Genomic DNA, 21,716 nt, shown 5'->3' on the forward strand with positions numbered 1-21,716 from the left:
AGCAGGGCCGGCCTCAGAACGGCAGGCCGACGTAATTCTCCGCCATCGCCGCCTGGGCGGCGGGGGAGCTCGCGAGATAGTCGATCTCCGCCTCCTGGATGCGCTGGCCGAAGGCGCCCTGGTCGTCGAAGCGGTGCAGGGTGGTGGTCATCCACCAGGAGAAGCGCGTGGCCTTCCACACCCGCGCCAGCGCACGCTCGGAGTAGGTGTCGAGCCCGCCCGGCTCGCCGTCGCGGTAATGCGCGATCAACGCTTCGGAGAGATAGTGGACGTCGGACATGGCGAGGTTGAGCCCCTTCGCGCCGGTGGGCGGCACGATGTGCGCGGCATCGCCACAGAGAAACAGCCGGCCCCAGCGCATGGGCTCGGCCACGTAGGAGCGCAGCGGGGCGATGGATTTCTCGATCGACGGGCCGGTCACCAGCGTCTCCGCCGCCTCGTGGGGGATGCGGCGGCGCAGCTCGTCCCAGAACCTGTCGTCGGACCAGTTCTCGACATGAGCATCCACCGGCACCTGCAGGTAGTAGCGGCTCAGGTGCGCGTTGCGCATGGAGCAGAGGGCGAAGCCGCGGGCGTGGTTGGCATAGATCAGCTCGTGGCTCACCGGCGGCGTCTCCGACAGGATGCCCAGCCAGCCGAAGGGATACACCCGCTCGGTCTCGCGCAGCACCGATGCGGGGATGCAGCCGCGGCTCACGCCGTGGAACCCGTCGCAGCCGATGACGAACTCGCAGTCGATGCGCTCCTCGGTGCCGTTCTTCACGTAGGTCACCCAGGGGGCGGAAGTGTCGAGCCCGTGCGGGGTCACCCCCTCGGCCTCGTGGATCACCGTGCCTCCGGAAGCGGCGCGGGCGAAGTAGAGGTCGCGGGTCACCTCGGTCTGGCCGTAGACCATCACCGGCTTGCCGGCGCGTTGGACAAAATCAACACGGAACTGCGCGTTGCGCGCCGCAAGGAACGTGCCCTCGTGCACGAATCCCTCCCGGTCCATCCGCGCGCCCACGCCGGCGGCACGCAGCATTTCCACCGTGCCCCATTCCAGGACACCGGCCCGGATGCGGCCCAGAACATAATCGCGTGTGCGCCGCTCGAGCACCACGTTTTCAACGCCTGCAAGGTGCAGGAGCTGGCTCAGGAGCAGCCCCGAGGGCCCTCCACCGATGATGACAACGGGTGTACGCATTGAAAGATCCTCCCTTTTGCGTGCAATCTACCCCTGCGCCGGGCTTCTTGCGACAGGAGAGGTCGGACGATTACTTGCACAAATCGAACATGGGAGAGTGTGTCGCATGGCGATCCCCAGCTTCGAGCTTTTCGGCGAGGCGGAAACCACCGGCGACATGCCGGACGTGCTGCACTGCGAGTCCATCGCGGCGCGCAGCCGTATCTACGACTGGTCCTTCGTGGCCCACAGGCACCACGGGCTGCACCAGTTCTTCTGGGTTTCGCGCGGCGGCGGCCGGGTGAGCATCGACGGTGAGCCGCAGGGCTTCGGGCCGCACACGCTGCTGTTCATCCCGCGGCTCTGCGTGCACGGCTTCGCCTTCACGCCCGGCACCTCGGGCTGGGTGGTCACCCTGCCCGCCTCCATGCCGCTGCCGGTGCCCGAGACCCCGCAGGTGCTCAAGGTGAACGGCGTGTCCGACCCCGCGGGGGTCACCGGCCTCTTCGCCGCCATCGCCGAGGAGCATTCGCACGAGCGCCCGGGCCGGGCCGAGGCGCTGCAGGCGCATGCCATGCTGCTCTCGGTCTGGGTGATGCGGGCGATGGAGGCGCGCGAAACCCCGCCCGACAGCCCGCGCCGCAAGCTCATGCGCCGCTTCGGCGCCCTGCTGGAGGAGAACTACCGCCAGCACTGGCAGGTGGACCGCTACGCCGAGACCCTCGCGGTCACCCCCACGCATCTCACCCGCACCTGCCGCGAGGTGACCGGCAAGGCCGCCTCGGCGCTGATCCAGGAGCGGGTGCTGCTCGAGGCGCGGCGCCAGCTCGCCTACACCGACATGCGCGTCTCCGAGATCGCGCAGGACCTGGGCTACCAGGACCCCGCGTATTTCACCCGCATCTTCACCAACAAGGTGGGCCGCACCCCCACCGCCTTCCGCGAGGCCCCCGGCGCCGGCGCCCCCGACCTCGGCGAGGCCACGCCCTGAGCTGACCGCCCGCCTCGCCGGCGGGCGGGCGCGACACTGTCACCTCCGCCCCCCTGCCCCGGGGGGCGCCACAGGTCTGCCCCCGCGTGCGGCCCCTGCCTTGCGGGCCTGCTCCGCCCCGGCCCGCAAGGCAGCGACGCTCCGTGGCCACGGGCAACTCATGCCCCCACACGATCTCGGGCAGGATCTGCCTCGCGCGGCCCCCGGCGCGACCCGCCTCGCGCGGCCCCCGGCGCGACCCGCCTCGCACGGCCTCCGGCGCGACCCGCCTCGCACGGCCTCCGGCGCGACCTGCCTTGCGCGGCCTCCGGCGCGATACCTCCGGCGATGCGCTCTGCGTGGCACCGCCCGTTTCCCCCGGATTACCATTGACGCGCCCTCGGCCATCGGCTCGATTGGGGGCCGGAAAAATGGAGATCCCAATGCCTCAGTTCGCCCCGAATTCCTGGGAAGCCCGCGCCGACGAGAACGTGATGTACGGCTTCACCGACCTGCCCTCGCTGCACGCGCGCGGCCCTGTCGTGCTCACCCACGGCACCGGCATCAACGTGCATGACGTGCACGGCCGCTCCTATCTCGACGCGAACTCGGGCCTGTGGAACATGGTGGCGGGCTTCGACCACAAGGGGCTCGCCGAGGCCGCCAAGGCCCAGTACGACCGTTTCCCCGGCTACCACGCCTTCTTCGGCCGGCTGTCGGACCAGACCGTGGCGCTGTCGGAGAAGCTCGTCGAGGTCTCGCCCTTCGAGCACGGCAAGGTGTTCTTCACCAACTCCGGCTCCGAGGCCAACGACACGATGGTCAAGATGCTGTGGTTCATCAACACGGTGATGGGCCGCCCGGAGAAGCGCAAGATCATCACCCGCTACAACGCCTACCACGGGGTGACGGCCGTCTCCGCCTCGATGACCGCGAAGCCCTACAACCAGTTCTTCGGCCTGCCGCTGGAGGGGTTCGTGCACGTCGAATGCCCGCACTACTGGCGCGAGGGCCAGCCGGGCGAGAGCGAGGAGGCCTTCGTCGCCCGCCTCGCCGCGAGCCTCGAGAGCCGCATCCTCGCCGAGGGGCCGGAGACCATCGCCGGTTTCTTCGCCGAGCCGGTGATGGGCGCGGGCGGGGTGATCGTGCCGCCGATGGCCTATTTCCCGGCCATCCAGGCGGTGCTGAGGAAATACGACATCCCGCTCATCTCCGACGAGGTGATCTGCGGCTTCGGGCGCACCGGCGCGGTCTGGGGCTGCGAGACCTTCGGCTTCATGCCCGACGCGATCATCTCCTCGAAGAACCTCACCGCGGGCTATTTCCCCATGGGCGCGGTGATCCTGGGCGAGAAGCTCGCGGCCGAGCTGATGGAGGCCTCCGAGAAGATCGAGGAATTCGTGCACGGCTTCACCGCCTCCGGCCACCCGGTGGGCTGCGCCGTGGCGCTGAAGGCGATCGACGTGATCCTCAACGAGGGGCTGATCGACAATGTGCGCGCCCTCGCGCCGCAGTTCCGCGCCCGGATGGACGCGCTCCTGGAGCTGCCCAACATCGGCGAGGCCCGCGGCATCGGCCTGATGGGCGCGCTCGAGGCGGTGAAGGACAAGGACACGAAGACCCCCTTCGGGCCCGAGGTGTCGGTCTCCGAGCGCATCGCCAACCGCTGCACCGACAACGGGCTGATCTGCCGCCCGCTCGGCCAGGCGATCGTGCTCTGCCCGCCGTTCATCATCACGCCCTCCGAGCTCGACCACATGTTCGACATGCTCGAAAAGTCCCTGCGCGAGGTCTTCGCCGAAGTCGCCTGACCTCCCGCGCGACCGCCGGGCGCGCGCGCCCGGCCCGGCCCAAAGGCGCGGTGCCCGACAGGGCAGCGCGCCACGGGAGCCCTCCGCCTCCGCCGGGCAAGGGCGCCGACGCCTGATCGGGCCCGCACGCCCGACAAGGACCCGGCTCGCGACGGCATGCCGGAGCGTTCTCCCTCCCCGCCCGAGCGCTGACCACGGACATCGCGAGGCGGCCCGATCCGACGGCACGCCGGTTGCTCCCGGCCCGGGCCGTGTCTGGTGCAACATGCTCCGGAACCTCGGGCCGGTCTCGAGCCATGCCCCGTGGCCACCCCGCCCTGAAGTCGCGCGCTTCGATGCGGATACGCAAGGTGCCTTCGCCAGCCCCCAGTCGTCCGGCGGACACCGGCCCGTCACCCCCCTGGCACCCGGTGACCGCGAAACCCGGAGCACACCCGTGCACACTCCGGGACTTCGATCCGCCCGCGAGGCGCGCGTTCCACGCCGACCGCCTTGCGCCCGACTGCTGCTCCATACCGGATGACGACCGACCGGAGGCACTTCACCGCTCGGGCAGTGGGCTTGCACCGGGCTTCCCGGGCATGGGGAAAATGCGCCCGGCTTCGATCGAGCCGCCGGCTCCCGTCCAACCAGCACCGACCAGCCACACGCGCCCCGCAATCGCACTTGCACGGTCGCGCGTCCCCGCCGCGAGGCGCGCGCTCCGCCGGCCATGCGACGAAACGGGGCCCTCCCGCCCTCCGTCGACCCGCCCTGCGGGCGCGTCTCCTGCGGTTTGGGCCCGGCCGCGCGTGCCGCGCGGCGGGGATGGCGGAGAGGGGGTGCGCTCAGTCCGGGCGGCTGTAGCGGGTGACGAGGCGGTAGTCCTTGCGCGGGCCCTCCACCCGCCACTCGCACTGCCAGCGGTCGGGGTCGGGGCCGAAGACATAGGCCACCTCGTAGCGGTCCGGCGGGCAGAGGTGCAGGGCCTCGGCACGCCGCGCGTCCGCCTCGAAGGCGTGGAAGAAGCGGCCGTCCTCGAAGTAGACCTGCACCTCGTCCCCGCCGGGAAAGCGGTAGATGTAGCGCCGCGTGGCGCGCATGGTGAGGCCGGCGAGGCTGAGCGTGCCGTCCTCCTCGTAGAGCAGCCCGCCGGGCACGGGCGAGAAGCTCGCCCGGCCCTCGAAGCGCCCGGTGCGCGCGCTGTCGAGGTCATGCACATGCCGGTCCACCCGCCAGTGCCCGAGGAAGCGCGCCGCCGCGCCGGTTGCCTTTTCCATGGCGCTTTGCTACCTCGCGGCCAGCCGCATCGCAATCCGGAGAGCCAGATGATCCCGCGTTACTCCCGCCCCGACATGGTCGCCATCTGGTCGCCGGAAACCAAGTTCCGCATCTGGTTCGAGATCGAGGCGCATGCCTGCGACGCCCAGGCCGCCATCGGGGTGATCCCCAAGGCCGCCGCCGAGGCGGTGTGGAAGGCGAAGGACGTCGAGTTCGACATCGCCCGCATCGACGAGATCGAGGCCGTCACCAAGCATGACGTGATCGCCTTCCTCACCCATCTCGCCGAGCATGTCGGCGAGGAAGCGCGCTTCGTCCACCAGGGCATGACCTCCTCGGACGTGCTCGACACCTGCTTCAACGTGCAGCTCACCCGCGCCGCCGACATCCTGATCGCCGATCTCGAGGGCCTGCTGGAGGCGCTCAAGCGCCGCGCCTTTGAGCACAAGGACACGGTGCGCATCGGCCGCTCGCACGGCATCCACGCCGAGCCGGTCACCATGGGCCTCACCTTCGCGCGCTTCTACGCCGAGATGAAGCGCAACCTGGAGCGCATGAAGACGGCCCGCGCCGAGATCGCCACCGGCGCCATCTCCGGCGCGGTCGGCACCTTCGCCAACATCGACCCCTCGGTGGAAGAGCACGTGTGCAAGGCCCTAGGCCTCGCCGTGGAGCCGATCTCCACCCAGGTCATCCCGCGCGACCGCCACGCCGCCTTCTTCGCCGCCATGGGTGTCGTCGCCTCCTCGATCGAGAACATCGCCATCGAGGTGCGCCACATGCAGCGCACCGAGGTGCTGGAGGCCGAGGAATTCTTCTCCAAGGGCCAGAAGGGCTCCTCGGCGATGCCGCACAAGCGCAACCCGGTGCTGACGGAAAACCTCACCGGCCTCGCGCGCCTGGTGCGCATGGCCGTGGTGCCGGCGATGGAGAACGTGGCGCTCTGGCACGAGCGCGACATCTCCCATTCCTCCGTCGAGCGCAACATCGGCCCCGACACCACCATCACGCTCGACTTCGCGCTGGCCCGCCTCACCTCGGTGATCGACCGCCTGGTCGTCTACCCCGACAACATGATGGCGAACCTCAACAAGTTCCGCGGCCTGGTGCACTCGCAGCGCGTGCTGCTCGCCCTCACCCAGAAGGGTGTGAGCCGCGAGGACGCCTACACCCTCGTGCAGCGCAACGCGATGAAGGTCTGGGAGCAGGGCGCCGATTTCATGACCGAGCTGAAGGGCGATGCGGACGTGCGCGCCGCCCTCTCCGAGGCGGAGATCGAGGAGAAGTTCGACCTCGGCTACCACACCAAGCACGTCGACACGATCTTCGCCCGCGTCTTCGGCTGAGCCTTGCACCCGGGCCCGGGCCGGGCACCGGAAACCGCGCAGCGGTGACACGCCCGGGCGGGGGCTCGATGCCCCCGCCCAGGCGTTTTTCGTCCCGCGCCCCGGTCGACATCCCGCCCCCGCCCGTGCGAGGCTGCCCCTCTACCGCCACCACGGGAGGGGGAGATGGACCACCGCGCCCTCGTCGCATCGCTCACGCCGCAGGAGCGTGCCCGGCTCACCGAGACGTCAGACCGCGCCGGCCTCGCCCGGCTGGCGCTGCATGCCGGGGCCATCGCCGGGCTCGGCACGCTCATCGGGCTGCGGGTGCCGCTCTGGCCGCTGCTGATGCTGCCGCAGGGCGTGCTCATCGTCTTCCTCTTCAGCCTGCTGCATGAGACCACCCATCGCACGCCCTTCCGCAGCCGCTGGCTGAACGACACGGTGGCGCGCGCCTGCGGCTGGCTGCTGCTGCTGCCGCCCGAGTGGTTCCGCTACTTCCATCTCGCGCATCACCGCTTCACGCAGGACCCGGAAAACGACCCCGAGCTGGCCGAGCCGAAACCCGCCACCCCCGCCGCCTGGGCGCTGCATGTCTCAGGCCTGCCCACCTGGGCCCGCGCCGTCCGCCTGCTCCTGCGCAATGCCGCCGGCCGGTGCGACGACCCTTACGTGCCCGCCCGCGCCCTGCCCCGCATCCGGCGCGAGGCACGGCTGATGCTGGCGGGCTACGCGCTCGCCGCCCTGCTCCCGGCCCTTGCGGGCTCCGCGCTGCTGCTCTGGGCCTGGGCGGTGCCGGCGCTGCTGGGCCAGCCCTTCCTGCGCCTCTACCTGCTCGCCGAGCATGGCCGCTGCGCGTATGTGGCCAACATGCTCGAGAACACCCGCACCACCTACACCACCCGGGCCGTGCGCCTGCTGGCCTGGAACATGCCCTTCCATGCCGAGCACCACGCCTACCCTTCCGTGCCCTTCCACAAGCTGCCGGAGTTCAACCGCATCATCGCCTCCCGCCTGCGCGTCACCGAGCGGGGCTATGCCCGCTTCACCGCCGGCTACCTCGCCTCGCTGCGCTGAGGGCGCCGAATACTGCGGGGGTCGGTGAAAACCTGACCCTCCGATCAAATATTCATCGCCCGAAAACTTCGCCTTGCACCGCAAAGCAATTTCAATAGCGTGACGGGACACGGGTTTTTCGGAGCGCTGATCATGATGCTTGGGAATGACGCCGCCTGGTCGCTGCCTGCCACGGCCTACACCGACCCCGCCCGGTTCGAGACCGAGCGCCGGATGATCTTCGAGACGAACTGGTTGCTGTTCTCCTGGTCCGCGCGGCTGCCCGAGCCGGGAGATTACGTCACCGGCACGCTGGCCGGGCACAATCTCTTCATCATGCGCGGCGACGACGGCGTGGTGCGCGCCTTCCACAACGTCTGCCGCCACCGCGCGGCCGAGCTGGTGCGCGGCGAGAGCGGGCATTGCGGCGGGCTCGTCACCTGTCCCTACCACTCCTGGGGCTACCTGCGTGACGGGCGGCTGCACCGGGCGGTGAACTTCGGCCCCGAGACCGTGTTCGACCCCACCGAGTGGGGCCTGATGCAGGCCGATTGCGAGGAATGGCGCGGCCTCGTCTTCGTGCGCATCGCCCGCGGCGGGCCGAGCGTCACCGAATGGCTCGGCCCGGTGGCCGATTTCGCCGCTCCCTTCCCGCTCGAGAAGCAGCACTACTTCTCGAAGAAGGAGCGCGTGGTCGACGTCGACTGGAAGATCTACGGCGAGAACTATCTCGAGTGCTACCACTGCCGGGCCATGCACCCCGGCCTGTGCTCCACCCTCGACATCGACCGCTACCAGATCGACGTCCACGAGCGCGACAGGTTCTTCCACCTGCACGCCCCCGCCCGCAGCCCCGACGCCACGCAGGGCACCTATCTCTACCGCTTCCCGTTCCTGATGCTGAACCTCTACGACTGGGGCTCCTCCATCGCCACGGTGGAGCCGCTGGGCCCGGGCCGCATCCGCCACATCAACTGGTATTTCTTCGAGGACATCTCGCCCGAGAAGGAAGAGGAAAACCGCCGCTCCGCCGCCTGGTCGGCCGAGATCATCACCGAGGATCTCGAGGTCATCACCGCCGTGCAGCGCAACATGAACGCCGGAATGTTCCGCCAGGCGCCGCTGTCGCGGGCCGAGGAATACGCCGTGATCGCCTTCGACCGGATGTGCGAGGAGGCGATCTCGCCGCCCGATCCGCTGGTTGTCGCCGCCGAGTAGCGTGGCGCGCCACGCCCGCGGCCTGTCCGCGCCGGGCTGCTGCAGCGCAGCGCCGGCGGCGGGGCTTTCCCTGTCGCCGAAATCTGGCCCGACGGGGCGATTCGGGGTATCCTCGCAGGGTTTCGCCGGCGCGCAGGCCGGGCCGCGGCGCGGGCGGAACGGCAGGGTCCGCGGTCCCTTCCCTGTTTCGGCGGAAGGCCCGGGCAGCAGTTCAGGATGATATCGGCAAAGCCCGCACCCCGCCCCCGGGCGGGGGAGACGGGCAAGGGGAGGAGCCCGTGTCATGGAGCTGAGAACCGGCTGGCTGATCGCCGCGCTGGTGGCGCTCGGCGCTGCCGCACCGATGATCTGGCCCGGAGGGCCCTGCGGCTGGACCGAGCGCATCACCGGCTCGGGCTGCCTCTCGGAGACCCGCATCGACGGCTTGCGCCTCGCCGCGCTCGATCCGGTCGCCGCCACGCCCGGCGGGCTGGCCATTGCCGGGCTCCTGGACGAGCCGGTGCTGCTGCGCTACGACCCCGCCACCCGCCGCGTGACCGAGCGCGTGTCGCTGCCGATGGGCCCCGGGCGCCCCGAGGGGCTGCTGCCGCGCGAGGACGGCACGCTGGTGGTGACCTGCACCGCGGGCGCGCCCTGCGCCGAGGGCGGGCATTCGGCGGTCGAGGTGCCCGTCGGCACGGCGCCCGTGGCCCGGTCGATCCCGGCGCCGGGCCCGGCGGAGCGGCGCGCCCGGCACGACGGGGTCGAGACCGCGGACGGCGGCCGGGCCGCCTGGCGGGGCGACGGACGGCAGATCCGCCTGCTCGATGCCGGCGGCGCCGAAACCGGCCGCATCGACCTTCCCGGCCGCCCCGGCGCCGCACGCTGGCTGGTGGCGGACCCCGGAAGCGAACGGCTGGCCGCGGTTTCCGCCCATGGCTACGGGCGCTCGGTGGTGCATGTGCTTTCGCCGGCGAAACAGGTCGTGCTCCGGCGCTTCGAGGTGGCCGGAGGGCGCCCGCACGTGGTCTGGCTCGACGGCGACCTGCTGCTGGTCACCGAGGCCAGGCAGGGGCCCGCCACCGTGCTGCGCCGCTTCGCCGTGCCCTGAACGGGCCGGCACCGCACGGGCGCGCCACCCGGGAAGCGGCGGAAGCCCGGCTTCCGGAGCCGCTCGCCCCGTCGCGGCGCGGCGGCATGTCTCGGGGCCCCGGCCGGGCGCTCAGCCCTTCGGGCCGGTGCGCAGCCCGTCGACGAAGACATCGAGCAGGCGCAGCACCGTGGGCTGCCAGCCCGGCTGGTCACGCGTGTAGCACATGCCGATCAGCGCGCGGATGACGTCTTCCGCGGAGACATCGTCGCGGATGGCGCCGGAGGCCACGGCCCGGGCCATCAGCCGTTCCACCGCGCCGCGGGTGCGGCTGGTGGTTTCGGCGAAGAACGGGTCGGTGCTGTCCACCGCGGGGGCGAGGGCGGCGAGCATGCCCTTCTTGGTGGCCACCATCCCCACCGCCGCGTGCAGCCACAGGCGCAGCGCCTCCACCGGGTCTGCCGCCGAGGAGGTGGCCCCGGCCAGCGCTTCCAGCTCGTCCACCTCGTGGGCATAGACGTCGCGGAACAGCGCCTCGCGCGTGGGGAAGTGGCGGTAGAGCGTGCCGATGCCCACGCCGGCCGTCCGCGCCACCGCCTCCAGGCTCGCCTCCGGCCCGCCGGCGCTGAACACGTCACGCGCCGCGCGCAGCAGCTTCTCGCGGTTGCGCAGCGAGTCCGCGCGGGGCTTGCGGCTTGTTTTCTGCTCGGCCTGTCCCATTCTTCGATCAGGTCTCCTTTTACCCTTGATAAACGGAGGCACCCTCCGTATAACATGTCCACGTGCCGGATGCGACTCCGCCCATGCAGAGGATCGCACGTTCCGGTCACCAGACGAAAGCGCCCGCGGCACATGCCGCGCAACCTCTCTCCGGCGTCGACCCACACCTGATATATATACCGATCGGAGCATTCATGACTCTGTCCATCAGCCTCACGGTCAACGGGGTCCGGCAGGATCTCGCCATCGACGACCCGCGCGTGACCCTGCTCGACCTCCTGCGCGACCGGCTCACCCTCACCGGAACCAAGAAGGGCTGCGACCGCGGCCAGTGCGGTGCCTGCACGGTGCTCGTGGACGGCCGCCGCGTGAATTCCTGCCTCTCGCTGGCGCTCAGCCTCGACGGCGCGGAGGTGCTCACCATCGAGGGCCTTGCGAAAGGCGACGCGCTCGACCCCGTGCAGCAGGCCTTCATCGCCCATGACGGCTTCCAGTGCGGCTTCTGCACCCCCGGCCAGATCATGAGCGCCGTGGGCCTGCTGAACGAGGGCGAGACCGGCGACGACCCCGAGCGCATCCGCGAGGGGATGAGCGGCAACCTGTGCCGCTGCGGCGCCTATGCCGGCATCGCCGAGGCGGTGAGCACCGCCCGCCGCCTGCGTGACGAGACCGCGCGCCCCCTGCGTGACGAGGACGAAACCCGGAGGATCGCATGAACCTGTTCGACTACGTGCGCCCGGCCTCGGTGGCCGAGGCGGTGGCCGCCGCCACCGAACCCGGCGCGGCCTATCTCGCCGCCGGCACCAACCTGCTCGACCTCATGAAGCTCGGCGCGGCGCGCCCGCAGCGGCTGGTGGACATCACCCGCCTGCCCGGGCTCGACACCATCGAGGCGCTGGAGGACGGCGGCTACCGCGTGGGCGCCATGGTGCGCAACGCCGATCTCGCCCGGCACCCCGGCTTTGCCGCCGCCTTCCCGGCGGTGGCGGAGGCGCTGCTCTCCGGCGCCTCGGCCCAGCTGCGCAACATGGCCACCGTGGGCGGAAACCTGATGCAGCAGACCCGCTGCGCCTATTTCCACGACACCGCCGCCGCCTGCAACCGCCGCGCCCCCGGCACCGGCTGCGACGCCGCGGGCGGCGAGAACCGCACCCATGCCGTGCTGGGCTGGAGCCCGTCCTGCATCGCCACCCACCCGTCGGACTTCTGTGTCGCCCTCGCGGCCCTCGACGCGATGGTGGAGATCGAGGGCCCGTTCGGCCGCCGCAAGCTGGCGCTGGAGGAGTTTCACCTGCTGCCCGGCACCACGCCGGAGCGCACCACGGTGCTGGCGCCGGGCGAGATGGTGACGGCGCTGCTGCTGCCGCCCGCCGCCGCCGGCTTCCGCGCCAATGCCCGCTACCTCAAGCTGCGTGAGCGCACCTCCTTTGCCTTCGCGCTGGTCTCCGCCGCGGCGGCGCTACAGCTGTCGGGCGGGCGCATCACCGCCGCGCGCATCGCCATGGGCGGCGTGGCGGCGAAGCCCTGGCGCGCCCGCGCCGCGGAGGAGGTGCTGGAGGGCGAGGCGCCCGAGCGCGCCGCCTTCGAGCGCGCCGCCGAGGCCGCCCTCTCCGAAGCCGCCCCCTCGGGCGACAATGCCTTCAAGATCGCGCTTGCGAAGCGGGTGGTCACCCGGGCGCTGAGCATGGCCGCCGCCGGCACGCCCGCGCGGATGCCCGCCCTGCCCGGCTCCGCCTTCGCGACAGACAACGGGAGTTCCGCCGATGAATGAGCCCCTTCCCTATCCCGCCGCCCCGGTGCGGCACGGCTCGAACAGCGGCCAGCCGATGACCCGCCGCGACGGCCGCCTGAAGGTGACCGGCGCGGCCACCTATGCCGCCGACACCCACCCCGAGGGCCTGCTGCACGCCGCCCTGGCGGTGAGCAGCATCGCCCGCGGCCGGGTGAGCTTCCTCGACGTGGAGGCCGCGAAGGCGCATCCCGGCGTCGTGGAGGTGATCACGCCGCAGAACCGCCCCGCGCTGGCGCATGACCCCGACAGCAAGACCCTGCCCTTCAGCTTCCGCATGGACGCGCTGCAGAACGACCGGGTGCGCTACGCCGGCCAGCCCATCGCCGTGGTGGTGGCCGAAACGCTGGAGGCCGCCACCGAGGGCGCCCGCCTGCTAGCCCCGCGCTACGAGGCCGAGGCCGCGCGCATCGGCTTCGGGAACGGCCTGCCCGAGCCCGCCCCCATGGTGGGCGTGGGTGCCCCCGGCCGCGCCGAGACCGGCGATCTCGAGGCCGGGTTCGCCGCCGCGAGCCAGATCGTCGAGACCGGCTACGAGACCCCCGCGCAGTACCACAACGCGATGGAGCCGCATGCCATCGTGGCCGCCTGGGACGGCGATCACCTCTCCATCGACATGCCCAACCAGGCCATCGCGATGAGCCAGGCGAGCTTCGCCGCCTTCTTCGGCATCCCGGTGCAGAACGTGTCGCTGCGCAGCCCGTTCCTGGGCGGGGGCTTCGGCTCGAAGGCGATCCTCGCGGGGCCGCAGGTGCTGTGCATCCTCGCCGCGCGCATGCTGGGCCGGCCGGTGAAGCTGGTGCTCACCCGCGCGCAGATGTACGGGCCGGTGGGCCACCGCGGCGCCACCCGCCAGACCCTGCGGCTGGGCACCGACGCGCAGGGCCGCCTCACGGCACTCGAGCATCACGCCGTCTCCGAGACCAGCACCTTCGACGACTTCATCGAGCCGGCCGCCAATGCCTCGCTGAACCTCTACGCGAGCCCGGCCATCCTCGCGCGGCACGACGCGATGCGCATGGACACGGGCACGCCCGGGCCGATGCGCGCGCCCGGCGAGGCCTCCGGCTCCGCCGCGCTGGAATGCGCGATGGACGAGGCGGCCCAGGCCGCCGGGCTCGATCCGCTGACCTTCCGGCTGATCAACTACGCCGAGACCGACCCGATCTCCGGCAAGCCCTACTCGGCCAAGGAGCTGCGCGCCTGCTACATGCGCGGCGCCGAGAGCTTCGGCTGGGCCGGCCGGCCGCTCGCCCCCCGCCAGATGCGCGACGAGAACGGCCTGCTCACCGGCTGGGGCATGGGCAGCGCGCTCTTCCCCGCGCCGATGTTCCAGGCCGAGGCGCGCGCCGTGCTGCGCGCCGACGGCTCGGCCCTGGTGGAGACCTCGGGCGCCGACATGGGCCAGGGCGCCTGGACCGCGCTCGCCCAGCTCGCCGCCGACGGGCTGGGGCTGGACATCGACCAGGTGGAGTTCCGCTCCGGCAGCACCGACCAGCCGGACGGCGGCATCGCCGGCGGCTCGGGCCACACCGCCACCGCGGGCGGCGCGCTGCACGCGGCGGGGCGCGACGTGGTGGCCCGGCTCACCGAGCTCGCCACCGCCGACCCCGAATCGCCGCTCTTCGGCGCCGGCAACTCCGGTGTCACCGCGCGGGACGGCCGGCTGGTGCGCAACGACGACGAGAGCCGCAGCGAGGCCTATGCCGACATCCTGGCCCGCGCCGGGCTGGAGGCGCTGGAGGGCACCGGCCGCGGCGCGCGCGACCCGGCAAACGCCGAGGCACGGGCGATGTTCTCGCATGGCGCGGTGTTTGCCGAGGTGAAGGTCGACCCCGAGCTGGGCCAGATCCGGGTGAGCCGCATGGTGGGCGCCTTCGCCGCCGGGCGGATCGTCAACCCGCGGCTGGCGCGCAGCCAGCTCTACGGCGGGATGATCTGGGGCCTGTCCTTCGCCCTGCACGAGGAGGCGGTGCACGACCTGCGCTCGGGCCGGGTGATGAACGCCGATCTCGCCGGCTACCACGTGCCGGTGAACGCCGACACGCCGGCCATGGAGGCGCTGCTGATCGACGAGGACGACCGCTTCGTGAACGATCTCGGCATCAAGGGCGTGGGCGAGATCGGCATCACCGGCAGCGTGGGCGCCATCGCCAACGCGATCTGGCACGCAACCGGGGTGCGGGTGCGCCGCTTCCCCATCCGCATCGAGGACGTGCTGGGCCTCTGAGCCCGGCACGACGGCGGCACGAGGGGCCGGGGGCGCCAGGCCTCCGGCCCCTTTCGCCTGCGCCTGTCAGGCCGCCCGGGCCCGCGCCCGGGCGAGCCGCAGCGCGAGCACCAGCCCCGCCAGCCCGGCCAGCGCCCCCACGAGGAATACCGCAGGGTAGCCCGCCCTGTCGGCCATCAGCCCGGCCACCGGGCCGGTGAGCCCGTAGGCGAGGTCCTGGAAGGCGGCAAAACCCCCCAGCGCCGTGCCGCGCAGATGGGCGGGCACCAGCCGCACCACCTCGCGCCCCATGCCGGGGAAGATCAGCGAACAGCCCAGCCCGGTGAGGAAGGCGCCCAGCAGCGCCGGGCCCGGACCCGGCGCGAGCCAGATCAGCGCCTGCCCCGCCGCCTCGACCCCGAGCGAGCCGATGGCCACCGGCAGGCCGCCCACCCGGTCCGGCAAGCCGCCCAGCAGCAGCCGCACCAGCACGAAGCCTGCCCCGAAGGCGGTGAGGCCGAAGCCCGCGCCGCTCCACCCCCTGTCGAGGAAATGCAGCGAGAAGAACGCCCCGATGGCGGCGAAGCCGATGCCCTGCGCGCAGACGATGGCGCCATGGGTGCGGATGGTGCCCATGAGCGACCAGAAGGAGGGCCGCGCCGCGTCCGGCACCGCCGGCACCCCGGGCACCAGCGCCATGGCGAACAGCCCCGCCAGCGGCAGCACCGCCGCCACGGCCATGGTGCCGGCAAAGCCGAGCGCCCCGTAGAGCCAGAGGCCCAGCGGCCCACCCAGGGCGAAGCCGCCGTAGAGCGCGGCTCCCACCAGGGCCAGCACCCGGCCCGCGCGCTCGGGCCCGACGAGACCGATGCCCCAGGCCACGACACCGACCCCCACCAGGCTCTCGCCCAGCCCGATCAGCAGCCGCCCGGCCGCGAGCACCGCGAAGGCGCCCGCCGGCGCGGCCGGCAGCAGCCCCGCCAGCAGCGACACCAGCGCCCCGGCGATATAGCAGCCGAGGCCCAGCCGCGCGGCCCCGCGCGCCCCGCGCCTGTCGGACAGGCTGCCGGCCCGCCCGCGGCTGAGAATCGTCGCGAGAAAGACGATTCCCACCGCCAGCCCGGCCAGCGCGTTGTTGAACCCCAGCGCCCCGGTGACGAACAGCGGCACCACCGGCAGCGACATCGCCACGCAGAGATAGGAGACGAAGAGGATGAAGGTGAGAAGCCAGAGACGGCCCTGCGCGGGCCAGGCGGCGGCAGCGGTCATGCGTGCATCCCGGATCTGCTCCGCGAGGCCGAAGCGCACACGCGCTCCGACCCCTGACGGATCGTTGAGCGCGTTGGTTGACGTTGAACGCTTACGGCCGGCGCACCGGCCTCACCGGCTTAGTCCCTCGCGCCGCATGCGTCAACGAAACCGGGAGCCGGAAAAGAAAAAGCCTCGCTGCATCAGCGAGGCTTTTGTCTGCTAACCCCTGGAGGTTAGTGGTGGAGCCAAGGGGAGTCGAACCCCTGACCTCTTGAATGCCATTCAAGCGCTCTCCCAACTGAGCTATGGCCCCGTAGTGTTCCGGTGTCTCTCCGGTGACGCGGTGTTTAGTGGCCTCCCGCCGCGAGTTCAAGCGGAAAATTCGCGGCGGAAGACATTCCGTTCAGTTTTCTGAATCGTCGTCGGAATCGCCGCGCTCACCGATCTCCTCGATGGACACGGTATCGTCGTCATCGTCGTCGTCGAGCACGTCGTCATCGGCCACGTCGATGTCGTCATCATCATCGTCGAGCACGTCATCGACCATGTCGTCGGAGGAGGCAGCGGCGGCGGCGGCAGCCGGCTTCGCAGCCTCGGCCCGCTCGGCCCGGCCCCGCTTCAGGGTCAGGCTCTCGAGGCTGAAGGACCCCCCGCAGACGGGGCAGGTTGCCGGGTCGTTGGTCAGATCGTAGAAGCGGGCCGCACAGCTCGGACAGACCCGTTTGACGCCCCATTCGGGATTAGGCATGTTGACCCCCTGATCGCAGGTGGAAAAAAAGACGCCCGGCCATGCCACAGCCCCCCGGGCTTGTCAAAGGCTTTGGCAAAAAAGTCACCAGGCCCTTCCGCCGGGGGCGGACGGGCGGCAGATGCTGTCCGCCGGGGGGCGGACGGGCGATAGAACTTGCAGCGCCTTCGACCCGTATTTACCTTTCGCGCGTAACACAAGGGGTGCAGGGCGATTTCCTGCGTCCCGTCCCCAGGCGCCGTGCCCGTCCGGGCCGCGTCACCCAGAAGGATCCGCCAGTGCTCTATCACGCCTACGAACTCGCCCATGCCGCCGTCTCGCCCATGCGGCTTGCGGCGCGGCTGGGCCAGGAGGCCCTGCAGAGCCCGTTCAACCCCTTCGCCGCCAGCATCGGGGCACGGGCCGGCTCCGCCTTCATCGAGCTGTTCATCAACGCCACCCGCCGCTACGGCAAGCCCGAGTTCGGGCTGGACGAGACGGAAGTCTCCGGCACCACCGTGCCGGTGATGGTGGAGGAGGTGATGGAGCTCCCCTTCTGCAAGCTCCTGCATTTCAAGCGCGATTCCGCCGTCGCCCGCGCCCGGAACGACCCGCCGGTGCTCGTGGTGGCCCCCATGTCGGGCCATTACGCCACCCTGCTGCGCGGCACGGTTGAGGCGATGCTGCCCGAGCACGAGGTCTACATCACCGACTGGACGGACGCGCGCGACGTGCCCCTGGTCGACGGCGTGTTCGACCTCGACGATTACGTGGACTACGTGCGCGAGTTCTGCCGCTTCATCGCCCGGCGCGGCGAGCGGGCGGCGGTGATGGCCGTGTGCCAGCCCGGCGTGCCGGTGATGGTCGCCGCCAGCCTGATGGCCGAGGACGCGGACCCCGCGCGCCCCGCCTCCGTCACCCTCATGGGCTCGCCCATCGACACGGCGCGCAACCCCAAGGTGCCGAACGATCTCGCCACCGAGCACCCGCTCGAGTGGTTCGAATCGAACGTGATCGTCACCGTGCCCTGGCCCAACAAGGGCTTCATGCGCCGCGTCTACCCGGGCTTCCTGCAGCTCTCGGGCTTCATGTCGATGAACCTCGACCGGCATCTCGACGCTCATCTCAACCATTTCCGCCACCTCGTGCGCGGCGATGGCGAGAGCGCCTCGGCCCACCGCTCCTTCTACGACGAATACCTCGCCGTGATGGACCTCACCGAGGAATTCTACCTCCAGACCATCGACCGCGTGTTCCAGCGCCGCCTGCTCGCCAACAATGCCTATGACTACCGCGACCGTCGGGTGAACCCCGGCGCCGTCCGCGACGTGGGCTTCCTCACCATCGAGGGCGAGAAGGACGACATCACTGGCATCGGCCAGACCGAGGCCGCGCATGACCTGCTGGTGAACCTGCCGGCGGAGAAGAAGGCCCACTGGGTGCAGCCGAAGGTCGGCCACTACGGCGTGTTCAACGGCTCGCGCTGGCGCCAGCACATCCAGCCGAAGGTGCGGGAGTTCATCCGCGCCCGCCGCACCCCGGTCCGCGGCTGAAGGGGCCGGCCGTCACCTTGGGCGAAACCATCACCCTGCTCGATCCGCCGGTGGACATCCGGCTGAAGCGCCTTGCCCGGGCGCGACGCCTCACCCTGCGCATCGCCGCCACCGACGGCACGGTGCATCTCACCCTGCCCGCGCATGTGCCGCTGGCCGAGGCGCGGATGTTCGTGCTCCGGCAGGAGGACTGGCTGCGCAGCCGCCTCGCCCGCGCGCCGCAGCCGGTCACCGTGGCGCTCGGCACCGCCCTGCCGGTGGAGGGGCGGATGCTGCGCCTCGTGGCCGCCGCCGGCCGCCGGGTGCAGCGTGACGAGACCAGCCTCGCCCTGCCCGGCGCCGCCGAGGGCGCGGGCCGCCGCGCCGAGACCTGGCTGCGCACGCTGGCGCGCGAGCGCCTCGTGCCCGCGGCCGATGCCTACGCCGCCCGCCTGCGCCGCGCCCCGGGCCGGATCACCCTGCGCGACACCGGCTCGCGCTGGGGCTCCTGCACCTCGCGGGGTGATCTGATGTTCTCCTGGCGCCTCGCCATGGCCCCGCCCGAGGTGCTCGACTACGTCGCCGCCCACGAGGCCGCGCACCTGGTCGAGATGAACCATTCCGAGCGCTTCTGGGCCCAGGTGGCCCGCATCTGCCCCGACTACGCCACCCACCGCGCCTGGCTGCGCGAGCATGGCGCGAGCCTGCACCGCTACCGCTTCCGCTGATCTCCGCCGCCAGAGGCCCCGGCGCGGAGCTCGGCTCCCCCTCGCCGCCCGCGCCCGCGCGCGGAGGCGCCAGCCGCAGCTCGGGAGGAATCCGCCGCGCAGGCGGCGGTCCGCATCATCGGGGGCGCTTCAGCCGAAACGGTCGCGGATATGCTGGAGGATCTGGTCGCGGGTCTGGCGATAGGCGGAGAGCTTGTCCTCGCGGTTCTCGCCCAGCCCCGTGGGGTCGAGCACCGGCCAGAACTCCACGTCCACGGCATTGTAGCGGGTGAGCTCCTGCGCGTGCCGCTGGGCGGCGGGCGAGAGCGCCACGATCAGGTCGTAGCCGCCCAGGTCGTCGCCCCATTCCTGCATCTCGTCGAAGCTGCGCGCCCGGTGCTTCTCCAGCGTGATGCCGAGCTCGGCCGCCACCGCCACTGCAAAGCCGTCCACCTCGATGTCATGCTTCACGCCGGCGGACTGCACGTAGATCTCGTGGCCGTAGAGGCTCTTCATGATCCCCTCGGCCAGCGGCGAGCGGACGGCATTGTAATCGCAGCAGAACAGGACCGAGTGGGGCCGCGGCGCCATCGGCTCAGCCCTTGTAGTGCAGGACGCAGATCAGGGTGAACAGCCGCCGCGCCGTGGGCATGTCGGTTTCCACCTTGCCCTCCAGGCGCTCCATCAGGATCTGCGAGCCCTCGTTGTGGATGCCGCGCCGCCCCATGTCGATGGCCTCGATCTGGCCCGCGGGCAGGCGCTTCACCGCGTCGAAGTAGCTCTCGCAGATCTGGAAATAGTCCTTGATCACCTGGCGGAACGGGCTCAGCGACAGGTGGAACTCGCCCAGCGGCGCGCCGTCCTCCGCCTCGATCTCGAACACCAGCCGCCGCTCGCGCACCGAGAGCCGCAGCCGGTAGGGGCCGTTGCCCTGGTGGCCGGGCAGCGTGAAGCTGTTCTCCTCCAGCAGGTCGTAGATCGCCACGCGCCGCTCCTGCTCCACCTCCGGCGAGGGCAGCGCGAGCCCGGTGTCGTCGAGCACGATGTCGATCAGGCGGTCGCTCATGGGGCGGGTTCCCGGTTCAGCCGGTCGAGCCGGGCGCGCACGGACAGCCCGTGCGCCTCCAGGCTCTCCGAGATGGCGAGGGTCTCGGCCGCGGGGCCGATGGCGGCAAGGGCGCCGGGCGTCATCCGCGCCAGCGTGGTACGTTTCATGAAGTCGAGCACCGAGAGGCCGGAGGAGAAGCGCGCCGAGCCCGAGGTGGGCAGCACGTGGTTCGGCCCGCCCACGTAGTCGCCGATCGCCTCCGGCGTCCAGGCGCCGAGGAAGATCGCGCCCGCGTGGCGCACCTTCGCGCAGACGGCCTCCGCGTCGGCGGTGCAGATCTCGAGGTGCTCGGGCGCGATCCGGTCCGAGATCGCGGCCGCCTCGTCGAGATCGGCCACGGTGATCACCGCGCCGAAGTCCCGCCAGGAAGCGCCGGCGATGGCCCGGCGCTCCAGCGTCTCCAGCCGGCGCTCCACCGCGGCCGCCACCGCCGCGCCGAAGCCGCGGTCGGGCGTGACGAGGATCGCCTGGGCGCTCTCGTCATGCTCGGCCTGGCTCAGGAGGTCGAGGGCCACCCAGTCCGGGTCGGTGGTGCCGTCGGCGATCACCAGGATCTCCGAAGGGCCGGCGATCATGTCGATGCCCACGCGGCCGAACACCCGGCGCTTGGCGGCGGCCACGAAGGCGTTGCCCGGCCCGGTGATCTTGTCGACAGGCGCGATGGTCTGCGTGCCATGCGCCAGCGCCGCGATCGCCTGCGCGCCGCCGATGCGGTAGACGGTGTCGACCCCCGCCAGCCGGGCGGCGAGCAGCACCAGCGGGTTCGCCTTGCCATCCGGCGTCGGCGCGCAGATCACCAGCCGCTCCACCCCGGCCACGCGGGCGGGAATGGCGTTCATCAGCACCGACGAGGGGTAGGAGGCGAGCCCCCCCGGCACGTAGAGCCCGGCGGCCGAGACCGGGGTCCAGCGCCAGCCGAGCTCGGCGCCGGCGGGGTCGGTCCAGCGCTCCTCGCCGGGCAGCTGGCGGGCGTGGTAGGCGCGGATGCGCTCGGCGGCGAGGGCGAGCGCCTCGGCCTCCGCCGCCGGCACGGTGGCGATGGCGGCGTCGATCTCGGCGGCGGAGAAGGCGAGGGTTTCCGGCGTGAGCGTCAGCCGGTCCCATTTCGCGGTGTACTCGATGACCGCGGCGTCGCCCCGCGCCGCGACATCGGCGAGAATGCCGGCCACGGCGGCATCGGCATCCTCCTCCACCGCGCGCCTGGTGGCGAGGAACTGCCGGAAGCGGGTGGGGAAATCGTCGGCGGAGGTGTCGAGGAAGGACGGCATCGGGCACTTTCACTGGCAGGGCACTGACCCGCTTTACCCCGGCCGCCCCCACGGCTCAAGCGGCGCGCGTGCCCCTGACGGGGGTGCCGACCCGTCGGAGAGGGGCTGCGCCCCCCGCCTCCGGCCCGGCGTCGGCCCCTGCGGGCCCTCCGCACCAGGCGGAACCGGCCGCGCCTGCGGCCAGCGGCGAGAGGGGGCTCGATGCCCCCGAGCCGCTCCCGCCCCGCGGTAACGCCGGGGGTGGAGGTGCAGCGCCGCCGGGGGGGCCTTTCGCGGGCGACCCGCGCTGCACCCCCCCGGACGCGGCGGACATCCCGTCAGGCACTACCTGCCTCCCGCGCAGAGCGACACGGCGGAACCCTCATCGCCGCCGGGGGCGTGGGCTCGGCCGGCACCCTGCTCCGCAGGGGACACGGCCGCGAAGCCCTGGCAGCGCGCGACTGCCCCCGGAGGCACGTCGCGCCGCCAGCTTGCGCCCGATCCCCCGCAGCTTCGAAGAGCGGTTGCCCCCTCGCAAGGAGGCACGCGCCTCCG

At 71.8% G+C, this 21,716-nt stretch carries 19 protein-coding genes and 1 tRNA gene; 11 read left to right on the top strand and 9 right to left on the bottom strand.

Translation table 11 applies throughout. The features are described 5' to 3' along the window. Positions 1 to 13: 13 nt before the first annotated feature. On the bottom strand, positions 14 to 1,183 hold the full coding sequence (gene pobA, locus D3P35_RS07370; RefSeq protein ID WP_118134033.1) for a 4-hydroxybenzoate 3-monooxygenase: 1,170 nt from the start codon (positions 1,181 to 1,183) through the stop codon (positions 14 to 16). Between the two features lie 106 nt (positions 1,184 to 1,289). On the opposite strand from pobA, the gene D3P35_RS07375 reads away from it, so the two are divergent. Continuing rightward, positions 1,290 to 2,153, top strand: a complete 864-nt coding sequence (locus D3P35_RS07375; RefSeq protein ID WP_157982059.1) for a helix-turn-helix domain-containing protein — start codon at positions 1,290 to 1,292, stop codon at positions 2,151 to 2,153. Between the two features lie 422 nt (positions 2,154 to 2,575). Continuing rightward, positions 2,576 to 3,943, top strand: coding sequence for an aminotransferase (locus tag D3P35_RS07380; RefSeq protein WP_118134037.1), 1,368 nt, complete (start codon positions 2,576 to 2,578; stop codon positions 3,941 to 3,943). Positions 3,944 to 4,770: 827 nt separating this feature from the next. Here D3P35_RS07380 and D3P35_RS07385 read toward each other — a convergent pair. Beyond that, positions 4,771 to 5,202, bottom strand: coding sequence for a DUF6314 family protein (locus D3P35_RS07385; RefSeq protein WP_118134038.1), 432 nt, complete (start codon positions 5,200 to 5,202; stop codon positions 4,771 to 4,773). Between the two features lie 48 nt (positions 5,203 to 5,250). Here D3P35_RS07385 and purB point away from each other — a divergent pair, with 48 nt between their 5' ends. The 4 genes from purB to D3P35_RS07405 all read left to right on the top strand — a co-directional run bounded on the left by purB (position 5,251) and on the right by D3P35_RS07405 (position 9,892). Beyond that, the gene (gene purB, locus D3P35_RS07390; RefSeq protein WP_118134040.1) at positions 5,251 to 6,549 is read left to right on the top strand and encodes an adenylosuccinate lyase; all 1,299 of its coding nucleotides are present in this window, start codon (positions 5,251 to 5,253) and stop codon (positions 6,547 to 6,549) included. 165 nt (positions 6,550 to 6,714) lie between these two features. Beyond that, positions 6,715 to 7,605 carry a fatty acid desaturase gene (locus D3P35_RS07395; RefSeq protein WP_118134042.1) on the top strand — a complete coding sequence of 297 codons (891 nt, stop codon included), beginning with the start codon at positions 6,715 to 6,717 and terminating at the stop codon, positions 7,603 to 7,605. 132 nt (positions 7,606 to 7,737) lie between these two features. Then, entirely contained in the window at positions 7,738 to 8,802 is a 1,065-nt protein-coding gene (locus D3P35_RS07400) for an aromatic ring-hydroxylating dioxygenase subunit alpha (protein ID WP_118134044.1), read from the top strand. A 283-nt stretch (positions 8,803 to 9,085) separates the two neighbouring features. Then, entirely contained in the window at positions 9,086 to 9,892 is an 807-nt protein-coding gene (locus D3P35_RS07405) for a hypothetical protein (protein ID WP_118134046.1), read from the top strand. Positions 9,893 to 10,003: 111 nt separating this feature from the next. On the opposite strand, the gene D3P35_RS07410 is transcribed toward D3P35_RS07405, so the two are convergent. Next, on the bottom strand, positions 10,004 to 10,591 hold the full coding sequence (locus D3P35_RS07410) for a TetR/AcrR family transcriptional regulator (RefSeq protein WP_118134048.1): 588 nt from the start codon (positions 10,589 to 10,591) through the stop codon (positions 10,004 to 10,006). Positions 10,592 to 10,785: 194 nt separating this feature from the next. On the opposite strand from D3P35_RS07410, the gene D3P35_RS07415 reads away from it, so the two are divergent. From D3P35_RS07415 to D3P35_RS07425, 3 genes are read left to right on the top strand one after another with little or no spacing between them, the layout of a single operon-like run. After that, positions 10,786 to 11,307 carry a (2Fe-2S)-binding protein gene (locus D3P35_RS07415; RefSeq protein ID WP_118134050.1) on the top strand — a complete coding sequence of 174 codons (522 nt, stop codon included), beginning with the start codon at positions 10,786 to 10,788 and terminating at the stop codon, positions 11,305 to 11,307. Beyond that, positions 11,304 to 12,362: a xanthine dehydrogenase family protein subunit M gene (locus D3P35_RS07420; protein WP_118134052.1), complete on the top strand. Its 1,059-nt coding sequence runs from the start codon at positions 11,304 to 11,306 to the stop codon at positions 12,360 to 12,362. The genes D3P35_RS07415 and D3P35_RS07420 overlap by 4 nt, the downstream gene beginning before the upstream one ends. Continuing rightward, positions 12,355 to 14,610: a xanthine dehydrogenase family protein molybdopterin-binding subunit gene (locus D3P35_RS07425; RefSeq protein WP_118134054.1), complete on the top strand. Its 2,256-nt coding sequence runs from the start codon at positions 12,355 to 12,357 to the stop codon at positions 14,608 to 14,610. Before D3P35_RS07420 ends, D3P35_RS07425 begins: the two co-directional genes overlap by 8 nt. 66 nt (positions 14,611 to 14,676) lie before the next feature. Here D3P35_RS07425 and D3P35_RS07430 read toward each other — a convergent pair whose 3' ends face one another. The 3 genes from D3P35_RS07430 to D3P35_RS07440 all read right to left on the bottom strand — a co-directional run bounded on the left by D3P35_RS07430 (position 14,677) and on the right by D3P35_RS07440 (position 16,588). Beyond that, on the bottom strand, positions 14,677 to 15,858 hold the full coding sequence (locus D3P35_RS07430) for an arabinose transporter (RefSeq protein ID WP_118134102.1): 1,182 nt from the start codon (positions 15,856 to 15,858) through the stop codon (positions 14,677 to 14,679). A gap of 219 nt (positions 15,859 to 16,077) precedes the next feature. Further along, positions 16,078 to 16,153: transfer RNA gene (locus tag D3P35_RS07435), tRNA-Ala, on the bottom strand. 90 nt (positions 16,154 to 16,243) lie between these two features. Then, positions 16,244 to 16,588 (bottom strand): FYDLN acid domain-containing protein, encoded by a 345-nt coding sequence (locus tag D3P35_RS07440; protein ID WP_118134056.1) that lies wholly within the window; start codon positions 16,586 to 16,588, stop codon positions 16,244 to 16,246. 278 nt (positions 16,589 to 16,866) lie between these two features. On the opposite strand from D3P35_RS07440, the gene D3P35_RS07445 reads away from it, so the two are divergent. Then, complete coding sequence (locus D3P35_RS07445; protein WP_118134058.1) at positions 16,867 to 18,120, top strand: polyhydroxyalkanoate depolymerase; 1,254 nt, start codon at positions 16,867 to 16,869, stop codon at positions 18,118 to 18,120. A 17-nt stretch (positions 18,121 to 18,137) separates the two neighbouring features. Then, positions 18,138 to 18,827 carry a M48 family metallopeptidase gene (locus tag D3P35_RS07450; protein ID WP_118134060.1) on the top strand — a complete coding sequence of 230 codons (690 nt, stop codon included), beginning with the start codon at positions 18,138 to 18,140 and terminating at the stop codon, positions 18,825 to 18,827. Positions 18,828 to 18,956: 129 nt separating this feature from the next. Here the strand turns inward: D3P35_RS07450 and D3P35_RS07455 are convergent, their stop codons facing one another. The 3 genes from D3P35_RS07455 to hisD are packed head-to-tail and all read right to left on the bottom strand — an operon-like array spanning position 18,957 to position 21,182. Then, entirely contained in the window at positions 18,957 to 19,397 is a 441-nt protein-coding gene (locus tag D3P35_RS07455; protein ID WP_118134062.1) for a low molecular weight phosphatase family protein, read from the bottom strand. A 4-nt stretch (positions 19,398 to 19,401) separates the two neighbouring features. Then, positions 19,402 to 19,872, bottom strand: a complete 471-nt coding sequence (locus D3P35_RS07460) for a UPF0262 family protein (protein ID WP_118134064.1) — start codon at positions 19,870 to 19,872, stop codon at positions 19,402 to 19,404. Beyond that, entirely contained in the window at positions 19,869 to 21,182 is a 1,314-nt protein-coding gene (hisD, locus tag D3P35_RS07465; protein WP_118134066.1) for a histidinol dehydrogenase, read from the bottom strand. The genes D3P35_RS07460 and hisD overlap by 4 nt, the downstream gene beginning before the upstream one ends. Between the last annotated feature and the right edge of the window lie 534 nt (positions 21,183 to 21,716).

The sequence above is a fragment of the Oceanicella sp. SM1341 genome, from assembly GCF_003448965.1.
In the GTDB taxonomy this organism is placed as follows: Bacteria; Pseudomonadota; Alphaproteobacteria; order Rhodobacterales; family Rhodobacteraceae; genus Paroceanicella.